Genomic DNA, 11611 nt, shown 5'->3' with positions numbered 1-11611 from the left:
GTGTAAGCCGGATAAGCGTCAGCGCCATCCGGCAGTCCACCTCTTAGTAACCCACCACTTTGCGCAAAATATCGAGATACACCGGCATCAGTGGATGACGTAATAACGCCACCAGCGCGACTACGCCAACCCCAAGCGTCAGCGGCGCCAGATACAGCAGGCGGCCTCGCGGTAAATATGCGGTTAAACGATCGACAGCGGCTTTGCCACTGCGCCACAGTCGCCAACACAGCCAGCCACCAACCCACAGCAGCAATGCAGTCGCCAGCAACAGCCATTTGAAATCTCCGCTCTGCATATCGGAAGGAATATCGATTGCCGCGCCCGCCAAAATACCCGGCAGGAAATAGAACGGTGGCCACAGCACACAGCCAATGATATTGGGGACGATGAATTTGGCGACGGGCAGATCCAGCATTCCCGCAACCATTGGTACCAGTGGACGCGTCGGGCCAACAAAACGCCCCACCAAAATAGTAAACATGCTGTGCTGGTGTAGCGCGTGTTCGGTCTTGTCCAGCAACGCCTTGTTCTTTTTCATGAAGGACCAACGGTGCAACGGCTTTTTAAAACGCCAGCCCAGCCAGAAAGAGATCCAGTCCCCCAACAAGCAACCGACGATGCCCGCAAGCCAGGCATGCCAGAAATTCAGTTCACCACTGCCAATTAAGGCACCCAACCCCGCCATCATCACGGTGCCAGGTAGAATCAGGCCAACCAGCGCCAGAGACTCTAAAAAAGCCACCAGAAGCACAGCTATCAAAGAGTACATGGCGGACTGGAGAATAAAGTGTTCCAGCAATGCTTGCATAATGTGTCCGTCAGATTTACGAAGCAGGGATTCTGCTAACCCTTCTCAACTTCGTCAAGCCATCAATTGTCTGAATAGATTGCGAGTTATGACAACTTTCAGGACACATCATTCACTTTTTATTCACATCCAGCGCGAAACTCGCTCGGACTGGCACCGGTGCATTTTTTGAATACGCGGGAGAAATAGAGTTGGTCGTCAAAGCCAACATTACGACCCACCGTAGCAATAGGCATACGTGTGGTACTCAGCAGTAACTTGGCCTGGCTGATACGCTGATCCTCGCGCCAGCTTAATACGCTGATGCCCAACTGCTGACGGAACAGATGCGACAGCCGGGACGGTGACAGGCAGACATGCTGCGCAACGCTGGCAATGTCAAAATTACTGTCCGCCAGATGATCGCTGATGTACTGGCAGGCATCGCGCACGCGGTTATCCATCGGGGGATGCAGCGATTCGTTAATCGCTTCCATACGCCTGAGCAATAATTGCTCCAGCAGGTTAATCGCCAGCAGTTCGGAATAGCGCCCTTCCCCCTGTCCGGCATGAATGATCTGTCCAAACAGTTCATTAAAATGCGGCTGGTGCGCTTCGTCCGGGCGGAAAAAACCGGTCTGGGCAAAGATTGCCGGCCAGGCCAGCCACTCCTGCCAGTAGGCTCGCGGTCGGAAGTAAACCCACTGGTGATACCATTCACTGGCATCGGGATGGCGTCCGTAGTGGTGAATTTCGCCGGGTGGAAACAGCAAAATATCGCCAGGTCGACAGACAAACTGCTTACCCTGATTATTGATGATCCCTTCGCCCCGGATGGTGAGGTTCAGGATATAACCTTTCATGCCCAACGGCCTGTCGATAAAAAAATCCAGATACCCGTTCGCCTCAATGGGGGTTAAACCCGCCACCAAATGCGCATTAAACGAATACCCAGGTAGCAGGGGATCGTTTTGCGGTTCAGCCATAATTTCAATACTCCCTCTGTTCTGATAAGAAACAATTTGTCCATATTGTGTGAGACTTCATCGCCGCCGTCCCTGCACGTCGCCATGACGTCAGCAATAGACCATCAACCCCGCTTGTGAAAAGCACTTTGTTAAAAACCTGTACGATGCCAGCGACAAAAACGGCTAACAAAAGTGTCTATAACTACGGCAGAAATGTCCACATTGAATATTTGCACGGCGTCACACTTTCTGATGTCACAGCATTTTAGTCCATAAGATTAGCGGATCCTGCCTGACGGTTTTTATCCCCACTATCTACTGTTTATCCATACCCGTATTTTTGGATGGAGTAAGACGATGGCGATTGCAATTGGCCTCGATTTTGGTAGTGATTCAGTACGTGCTTTAGCGGTGGAATGTGCCACCGGCGCAGAAATCGCCACCAGCGTAGAGTGGTACCCGCGTTGGCAGGAAGGGCAATATTGCGACGGCCCAAACAATCAGTTTCGCCATCACCCGCGCGACTACATCGAATCCATGGAAGCGGCACTGAAAACCGTGCTGGCCGAACTGAGCACAGAACAACGTGCGGAAGTGGTCGGAATTGGCGTCGACAGCACCGGTTCGACTCCGGCACCTATTGATGCCGACGGCAACGTGCTGGCGTTGCGTCCAGAGTTCGCTGACAACCCGAACGCAATGTTTGTTCTGTGGAAAGATCACACCGCAGTCGAAGAAGCTGAAGAAATTACCCGCCTGTGCCACACACCGGGCAAAGTCGATTACTCCCGCTATATCGGGGGTATTTATTCCAGCGAATGGTTTTGGGCAAAAATCCTGCACATTACCCGCCAGGACGATGCGGTCGCGCAGGCTGCCGTGTCCTGGATTGAGCTGTGCGACTGGGTTCCAGCCCTGCTATCAAATACCGTACGCCCGCAGGATATTCACCGTGGACGCTGCAGCGCCGGACACAAATCGCTGTGGCATGAAAGCTGGGGCGGACTACCACCAGCCAGTTTCTTTGATGAGCTCGATCCCGTCATCAACCGCCATTTGCCATACCCGATGTTTACCGACACCGTCACCGCCGACCTGCCGGTTGGCACGTTATGCGCTGAGTGGGCACAGCGTCTGGGTCTGCCAGAAAGTGTCGTCATTTCAGGTGGAGCATTTGACTGCCATATGGGGGCCGTAGGCGCTGGCGCGCAGCCCAATACGCTGGTAAAAGTCATCGGCACCTCTACCTGCGACATTCTGATTGCCGACAAACAAAGCGTGGGCGAACGCGCGGTGAAAGGGATTTGCGGTCAGGTTGATGGCAGCGTCGTCCCACACTTTATCGGCCTGGAAGCGGGCCAGTCTGCTTTCGGCGATATCTATGCCTGGTTTAGCCGTGTCCTGAGCTGGCCGCTGGATCAGCTTGCGGCACAACATCCTGAACTGAAAACCCAGATTAAAGCCAGCCAAAAACAACTGCTGCCTGCGCTGACTGAAGCGTGGGCAAAAAACCCGTCGCTGGATCATTTGCCCGTGGTGCTTGACTGGTTCAATGGCCGCCGTACGCCAAACGCAAACCAGCGTCTGAAAGGGGTTATCACCGATCTGAACCTTGCGACCGATGCTCCGGCCCTGTTTGGTGGTCTGATTGCCGCCACGGCGTTTGGCGCACGCGCCATCATGGAATGCTTTACCGAACAAGGCATTGCGGTCAACAACGTCATGGCATTAGGCGGTATCGCACGCAAAAACCCGGTCATCATGCAGACCTGCTGTGACGTGCTGAACCGTCCGCTACAAATCGTTGCTTCAGACCAGTGCTGCGCACTCGGTGCCGCGATCTTCGCCGCCGTTGCCGCGAAGGTTCACGCAGACATTCCAGCAGCCCAACAAAAAATGGCGAGCGCCGTAGAAAAGACGATGCAACCTCGTCCAGAACAGGCTCAACGTTTTGAACAGCTTTACCGTCGCTACCAGCAGTGGGCAGTAAGCGCTGAACAACAATACCTTCCGACTGCCATGCCGGCGCAAAAAACACCGGCAAACCAGGCAACCCTGACACATTAAGGACACGACAATGACGATTTTTGATAACTATGAAGTGTGGTTTGTGATTGGTAGCCAGCATCTGTATGGCCCTGAAACACTGCGTCAGGTAACCCAACATGCCGAGCACGTCGTTAACGCACTGAATACTGAAGCAAAACTGCCCTGCAAACTGGTTCTAAAACCGCTGGGTACCTCGCCTGACGAAATCACCGCTATTTGTCGTGACGCCAACTATGACGATCGCTGCGCAGGGATGGTCGTCTGGCTGCATACCTTCTCTCCGGCAAAAATGTGGATCAATGGCCTGACGATCCTCAATAAACCACTGATGCAGTTCCACACCCAGTTTAACGCCGCCCTGCCGTGGGACAGCATTGATATGGACTTTATGAACCTGAACCAGACTGCGCACGGCGGCCGCGAGTTCGGTTTCATCGGCGCGCGTATGCGTCAACAGCATGCCGTTGTCACCGGCCACTGGCAGGATAAACAGGCACACGAACGTATCGGTTCCTGGATGCGCCAGGCCGTCTCCAAACAGGACACCCGTCACCTGAAAGTATGCCGTTTTGGCGACAATATGCGTGAAGTTGCGGTTACTGACGGCGATAAAGTGGCGGCACAAATCAAATTCGGCTTTTCAGTAAATACCTGGGCCGTGGGTGATCTGGTACAGGTGGTGAACGCAATCAGCGACGGCGAAATCAACGCGCTGATCGACGAGTACGAAAGTACCTATACCCTGACGGCGGCCACGCAAATCCACGGTGACAAACGTCAAAACGTGCTGGAAGCTGCCCGTATTGAACTCGGCATGAAGCGTTTCCTGGAACAGGGCGGATTCCACGCCTTTACGACAACATTCGAAGATTTGCACGGCCTGAAACAACTACCTGGTCTGGCCGTACAGCGTCTGATGCAGCAGGGCTATGGCTTTGCGGGCGAAGGCGACTGGAAAACTGCCGCTCTGCTTCGCATCATGAAGGTGATGTCAACCGGTCTGCAGGGCGGCACCTCATTTATGGAGGATTACACCTATCACTTCGAGAAGGGCAACGATCTGGTGCTCGGTTCGCACATGCTGGAAGTGTGCCCGTCTATCGCAGTGGAAGAGAAACCGATCCTCGACGTACAACACCTCGGCATTGGTGGTAAAGACGATCCGGCCCGCCTGATCTTCAATACCAAAACCGGCCCTGCTGTTGTTGCCAGCCTGATCGATCTCGGCGATCGCTATCGTCTGCTGGTTAACTGCATCGACACCGTACCAACCCCACATGATCTGCCGAAACTGCCGGTGGCAAATGCACTGTGGAAAGCCCAGCCGGATCTGCCAACCGCATCTGAAGCCTGGATCCTCGCCGGCGGCGCACATCACACCGTCTTTAGCCACGCGCTGGATCTGAACGATATGCGTCAGTTTGCTGAAATGCACGATATCGAGATCGCAGTGATCGATAACGACACCCGCCTGCCGGCCTTTAAGGACGCGCTGCGCTGGAACGACGTGTATTACGGTTTTAAACGCTAAGCGCTTTTGTCTGGTGACGGCGCTCACGCCGCCACCAGACAGGGAGAAAAATATGCTAGAAGATCTTAAACGTCAGGTACTGGAAGCCAATCTGGCGCTACCGAAACATAACCTGGTGACGCTGACCTGGGGGAACGTCAGCGCTGTCGACCGCGAACGCGGCGTATTTGTCATTAAACCATCCGGTGTCGATTACAGCGTAATGACTGCCGACGATATGGTCGTTGTCAGTATCGCAACAGGCGAAGTGGTGGAAGGCCAGAAAAAACCCTCTTCAGATACACCAACGCACCGTCTGCTGTACCAGACATTCCCGACTATCGGCGGCATTGTTCATACCCATTCCCGTCACGCAACTATCTGGGCGCAGGCGGGCCAGTCAATCCCGGCCACGGGCACAACGCATGCGGACTATTTCTATGGCACCATCCCCTGCACGCGTAAAATGACCGACGTCGAGATTAACGGCGAGTATGAATGGGAAACCGGGAATGTGATCGTCGAAACCTTTGAGAAAAAAGGGATTGATGCCGCACAGATGCCTGGCGTATTAGTGCATTCTCACGGTCCGTTTGCGTGGGGAAAAAATGCCGAGGATGCAGTACATAACGCGATTGTGCTGGAGGAAGTGGCCTATATGGGCATCTTCTGCCGCCAGCTTGCGCCACAATTGCCGGATATGCAGCAAACTCTGCTGGATAAACATTACCTGCGTAAGCACGGCGCTAAAGCCTATTACGGGCAGTAGCTGTACCAGTCATAACAACTGTATAAAACCACAGCGAACTCATCAGAACCAGGCTATAATAAGGCCTGGTTTTTTGACGGATACGCAGCGTGGCGCAGGCTGGTTTTATTTTAACCCGACACTGGCGGGATACCCCGCAGGGGACAGAGGTTTCATTCTGGCTGGCAACGGACAATGGGCCACTGCTGGTTACGCTCGCGCCACAGGAATCCGTCGCGTTTACCCCCACACACCAGACGCCTCGCGTAACGTCATTATTACGCACAGAAAACGGCTATCGACTGACACCGCTTACACTCCAGGATTTTCACCGTCAGCCGGTTTCGGGCCTGTATTGCCGCTCGCACCGCCAGCTTATGCGGCTGGAAAAACTGCTGCGTGAAAATGGTGTGACGGTTTACGAAGCCGATGTACGCCCACCAGAACGTTATCTGATGGAACGCTTTATTACCTCCCCGGTTTGGGTCGAAGGTACTCTTCAAAACAACACGCTAATTAATGCCCGACTGAAGCCGAACCCGGACTACCGACCACCGTTGAAATGGGTATCGCTGGATATTGAAACAACGCGTCACGGCGAGCTGTACTGCATCGGCCTTGAAGGTTGCGGGCAGCGTATTGTCTATATGCTCGGCCCGCCGAATGGCGATGCCTCCCGGCTGGATTTTGAACTTGAGTACGTCGCCAGCCGCCCGCTGTTGCTGGAAAAACTTAACGACTGGATTGCCCGTCACGATCCTGATGTGATCATCGGCTGGAACGTGGTGCAGTTCGATTTACGCGTCCTGCAAAATCATGCTGAACGTTATCGTATCCCACTGCGTTTTGGTCGCGATAACAGCGAACTGGAGTGGCGTGAACATGGTTTTAAAAACGGTGTTTTTTTCGCCCAGGCCAAGGGTCGTCTGATTATTGACGGTATTGAGGCGCTGAAATCCGCATTCTGGAATTTCTCGTCATTCTCGCTGGAAACGGTAGCGCAGGAACTCCTTGGCGAAGGGAAATCGATTGATAATCCCTGGGACAGAATGGACGAAATTGACCGTCGTTTTGCCCACGATAAACCCGCTCTTGCCACTTACAACCTCAAAGACTGTGAGCTGGTCACGCGTATTTTTCATAAAACCGAGATCATGCCGTTTCTGCTGGAACGTTCGACGGTAAACGGTCTGCCTGTCGACAGGCACGGCGGTTCGGTTGCCGCTTTCGGGCATCTCTACTTACCGCGGATGCACCGCGCCGGTTACGTCGCGCCCAATCTGGGGGAAGTTCCCCCTCATGCCAGCCCCGGCGGCTACGTGATGGACTCGCGCCCGGGTTTGTACGACTCTGTATTAGTACTGGATTACAAAAGCCTGTATCCCTCAATTATCCGTACTTTCTTGATAGACCCCGTGGGGCTTATCGAAGGGATGGCACATCCGGACCCGTTGCACAGCACCGAAGGATTCCTCGACGCGTGGTTCTCTCGCGAAAAGCACTGTCTGCCGGAGATTGTTACCCAAATCTGGCACGGGCGTGACGAAGCGAAACGTCACGGTAATAAACCGCTCTCTCAGGCGCTCAAAATCATCATGAATGCGTTTTATGGCGTACTTGGCACCACCGCTTGTCGCTTCTTTGATCCGCGACTGGCCTCGTCGATCACCATGCGCGGCCATGCGATCATGCGCCAGACAAAAGCGCTGATAGAAGCACAGGGCTACGATGTCATCTATGGCGATACTGACTCGACCTTTGTCTGGCTCAAAGGTGCGCACACGGAAGAGAATGCCGCCAGAATTGGTCGTGAGTTGGTCAGTCATGTCAATAACTGGTGGGCGCAATCACTACAACAGCAAAACCTGACCAGCGCGCTGGAACTGGAGTTTGAAACCCATTTCTGTCGCTTTCTTATGCCCACCATCCGCGGTGCCGATACCGGCAGCAAAAAGCGTTACGCCGGGATGATCCAGGAAGGTAGTACACAACGCATGGTGTTTAAAGGCCTGGAAACGGTGCGGACAGACTGGACACCGCTGGCACAGCAGTTTCAGCAGGCGCTGTACCTGCGAATTTTTCGCAACGAGACTTACCAGGCGTTTGTCCGCGAGACCATCGACAAGTTAATGGCGGGTGAACTGGATGAACAACTGATTTATCGCAAACGCCTGCGCCGCCCGTTAAGCGAATACCAGCGTAATGTCCCACCGCACGTTCGCGCGGCGCGACTCGCCGATGAACAGAATGCAAAACTCGGCCGCCCACCGCAGTATCAAAATCGCGGGACGATCAAATATGTCTGGACGGTAAATGGCCCAGAACCCGTGGATTATCAACAATCCCCCCTGGATTACGAGCACTATCTGACCCGGCAAATACAGCCCGTAGCCGAGGGAATTCTTCCCTTTATTGATGATAACTTTGCTACACTACTCACAGGGCAACTGGGGTTATTTTGACGCGTGACGAAACCGCCGCCATCCAGTACCATAGCGCCCTTTCCATTCCTGGACCCATTTAACACCACTACCACTGATTTATTAGCCTGGTAGCGGGGTCGTATGCTCTCAAAACCTCGGGCTTGCCCGAAAAATGACGAGTATTGCCTGCAATTAAAGATATAGAGCCGAACACATATGCCTTTTACACTTGGTCAACGCTGGATCAGCGATACAGAAAGCGAATTGGGACTTGGTACCGTTGTCGCCATGGATGCGCGAACCGTCACTTTACTTTTCTCATCGACGGGCGAAAACCGTCTGTATGCGCGCAGTGATTCCCCCGTGACCCGCGTGATGTTCAATCCTGGCGATACGATAACAAGCCATGAAGGCTGGCAACTGCATGTCGATGAAGTAAAAGAAGAAAACGGCCTGCTTGCTTATATCGGAACCCGTCTCGATACCGAAGAAACTGGCGTCATGCTGCGTGAAGTGCTGCTCGACAGCAAGCTGGTGTTCAGTAAACCCCAGGATCGCCTGTTTGCTGGCCAGATTGACCGTATGGACCGCTTCGCGCTGCGTTATCGTGCGCGTAAATTTCAAAGCGAGCAGTACCGCATGCCGTGGAGTGGTCTGCGCGGTCAGCGCACCAGCCTGATCCCACACCAGCTTAACATCGCCCACGATGTCGGCCGCCGCCACGCTCCTCGCGTGTTACTGGCTGACGAAGTTGGCTTAGGCAAAACCATTGAAGCCGGGATGATCCTGCATCAGCAACTGCTGTCTGGTGCTGCCGAGCGCATACTGATCATCGTTCCTGAAACTTTACAGCACCAGTGGCTGGTCGAAATGCTGCGTCGTTTCAACCTGCGCTTTGCGCTGTTTGATGATGAGCGCTATGCCGAAGCGCAGCATGATGCCTATAACCCGTTTGAAACCGAGCAGCTGATCATCTGCTCGCTGGACTTTGCCCGTCGTAGCAAACAGCGTCTTGAACATTTGTGTGACGCAGAATGGGATCTGTTGGTGGTCGATGAGGCCCATCATCTGGTGTGGAGCGAAGATGCGCCCAGCCGTGAGTATATGGCGATAGAGCAACTGGCAGAGCGCGTGCCGGGTATCCTGCTGCTGACCGCAACGCCGGAACAACTCGGCATGGAAAGTCACTTTGCGCGTTTGCGCCTGCTGGACCCAAGCCGCTTCCACGATTTTGCCCAGTTCGTTGAAGAACAAAAGAATTATCGCCCGGTTGCCGATGCGGTTGCCATGCTGCTGGCAGGTAACAAGCTGAGTAACGATGAGCTAAACATGCTCGGCGACATGATTGGCGAACAGGATATTGAGCCGCTATTGCAGGCTGCGAACAGCGACAGTGACGACGCCCAAAGTGCGCGTCAGGAGCTGGTTTCGATGCTGATGGACAGACACGGCACCAGCCGCGTGCTGTTCCGTAACACCCGTAACGGTGTGAAAGGCTTCCCGAAACGCGAACTGCATACCATCAAGCTGCCGCTGCCAACCCAATACCAGACAGCAATCAAAGTCTCGGGCATTATGGGCGCGCGTAAGAGTGCGGAAGACCGGGCTCGCGACATGCTCTACCCCGAACAAATTTATCAGGAATTTGAAGGCGATACCGGCACCTGGTGGAACTTTGACCCGCGCGTTGAATGGCTGATGGGTAACCTGACCAGCCACCGCTCGCAGAAAGTGCTGGTGATCTGCGCGAAAGCCACCACCGCGTTGCAACTTGAGCAAGTGCTACGCGAGCGCGAAGGTATCCGTGCCGCCGTGTTCCATGAAGGGATGTCGATCATTGAACGTGACCGTGCCGCGGCCTGGTTTAGTGAAGAAGACAGTGGCGCCCAGGTGATGCTGTGTTCTGAAATCGGCTCAGAAGGCCGTAATTTCCAGTTCGCCAGCAATCTGGTCATGTTTGACCTACCGTTTAACCCGGACCTGCTGGAACAGCGTATCGGCCGTCTGGATCGTATTGGCCAGGCACATGATATTCAGATCCACGTTCCTTATCTGGAAAAAACCGCGCAGTCCGTGCTGGTACGCTGGTACCACGAAGGTCTGGATGCATTCGAACACACCTGCCCGACCGGTCGTACTATCTATGATACGGTTTATAACAATCTGATCGGCTTCCTGGCTGAACCGGAAAACACCGATGGCTTTGATGACCTGATCAAAACCTGCCGCGAACAGCACGATGCCCTGAAAGCACAGCTGGAGCAAGGACGTGACCGCCTGCTGGAAATTCACTCCAATGGCGGTGAAAAAGCGCTGGCACTGGCCGAGAGCATTGAAGAGCAGGATGATGACACCAGCCTGATCGCCTTCGCCATGAACCTGTTTGACATCGTCGGTATTAACCAGGATGACCGTGGCGACAATTTAATCGTGCTGACGCCGTCCGATCATATGCTGGTACCGGATTTCCCTGGTCTGCCGGAAGATGGCTGCACCATTACGTTTGAACGAGATGTAGCCCTGTCGCGTGAAGACGCGCAGTTTATTACCTGGGAACATCCACTGATCCGCAACGGCCTGGATTTAATCCTCTCCGGCGACACGGGTAGCAGCACAATATCTCTGCTGAAAAACAAAGCATTGCCGGTCGGCACACTGTTGGTTGAGCTGGTCTATGTGGTGGAAGCGCAGGCGCCGAAGCAACTGCAGTTGAACCGCTTTCTGCCCCCTACGCCGGTACGCATGCTGCTGGATAAAAACGGGAATAACCTCGCCGCCCAGGTTGAATTCGAAACCTTCAACCGCCAACTCAGCGCGGTTAACCGTCACACCGGTAGCAAACTGGTCAACGCCGTGCAGCAGGATGTTCACGCCATTCTGCAACTGGGCGAAGCGCAGGTTGAGAAGTCGGCCCGGGCGCTTATCGATGCAGCACGTAAAGAAGCAGATGAGAAGCTGACTGCGGAACTGTCGCGTCTCGAAGCGCTACGAGCCGTAAACCCGAACATCCGTGATGACGAGCTTGCAGCCATAGAAAGCAACCGTCAGCAGGTGATGGAAAGCCTCGATCAGGCTGGCTGGCGACTGGATGCGCTACGCCTGATCGTCGTGACGCATCAGTAA

The 11611-nt window shown here is 54.1% G+C and carries 7 protein-coding genes; 5 read left to right on the top strand and 2 right to left on the bottom strand.

Annotated elements, in window-relative coordinates; translation table 11 throughout:
• Positions 1 to 43 precede the first annotated feature (43 nt).
• A complete protein-coding gene (locus ACLJXE_RS13470; RefSeq protein WP_410751135.1) occupies positions 44 to 811 on the bottom strand; it encodes a DedA family protein in 768 nt (255 codons plus the stop codon).
• 119 nt (positions 812 to 930) lie between these two features.
• Entirely contained in the window at positions 931 to 1776 is an 846-nt protein-coding gene (araC, locus tag ACLJXE_RS13465; protein WP_410751134.1) for an arabinose operon transcriptional regulator AraC, read from the bottom strand.
• A 339-nt stretch (positions 1777 to 2115) separates the two neighbouring features.
• Here araC and araB point away from each other — a divergent pair, with 339 nt between their 5' ends.
• The 5 genes from araB to rapA all read left to right on the top strand — a co-directional run bounded on the left by araB (position 2116) and on the right by rapA (position 11611).
• Positions 2116 to 3825, top strand: coding sequence for a ribulokinase (gene araB / locus ACLJXE_RS13460; RefSeq protein ID WP_410751133.1), 1710 nt, complete (start codon positions 2116 to 2118; stop codon positions 3823 to 3825).
• A 10-nt stretch (positions 3826 to 3835) separates the two neighbouring features.
• Positions 3836 to 5338, top strand: coding sequence for an L-arabinose isomerase (araA, locus tag ACLJXE_RS13455; protein WP_410751132.1), 1503 nt, complete (start codon positions 3836 to 3838; stop codon positions 5336 to 5338).
• Between the two features lie 52 nt (positions 5339 to 5390).
• On the top strand, positions 5391 to 6086 hold the full coding sequence (gene araD / locus ACLJXE_RS13450) for an L-ribulose-5-phosphate 4-epimerase (RefSeq protein WP_410751131.1): 696 nt from the start codon (positions 5391 to 5393) through the stop codon (positions 6084 to 6086).
• Between the two features lie 89 nt (positions 6087 to 6175).
• Positions 6176 to 8527, top strand: a complete 2352-nt coding sequence (polB, locus tag ACLJXE_RS13445; protein ID WP_410751130.1) for a DNA polymerase II — start codon at positions 6176 to 6178, stop codon at positions 8525 to 8527.
• 177 nt (positions 8528 to 8704) lie between these two features.
• Positions 8705 to 11611 (top strand): RNA polymerase-associated protein RapA, encoded by a 2907-nt coding sequence (gene rapA, locus ACLJXE_RS13440; RefSeq protein ID WP_410751129.1) that lies wholly within the window; start codon positions 8705 to 8707, stop codon positions 11609 to 11611.

Origin of the sequence: Citrobacter sp. U14242, from assembly GCF_046555775.1 — a bacterium.
Lineage (GTDB): Bacteria > Pseudomonadota > Gammaproteobacteria > Enterobacterales > Enterobacteriaceae > Citrobacter.
Note: the sequence above shows the minus strand (reverse complement) of the source record. Positions and strands in the feature narration are given on the sequence as shown.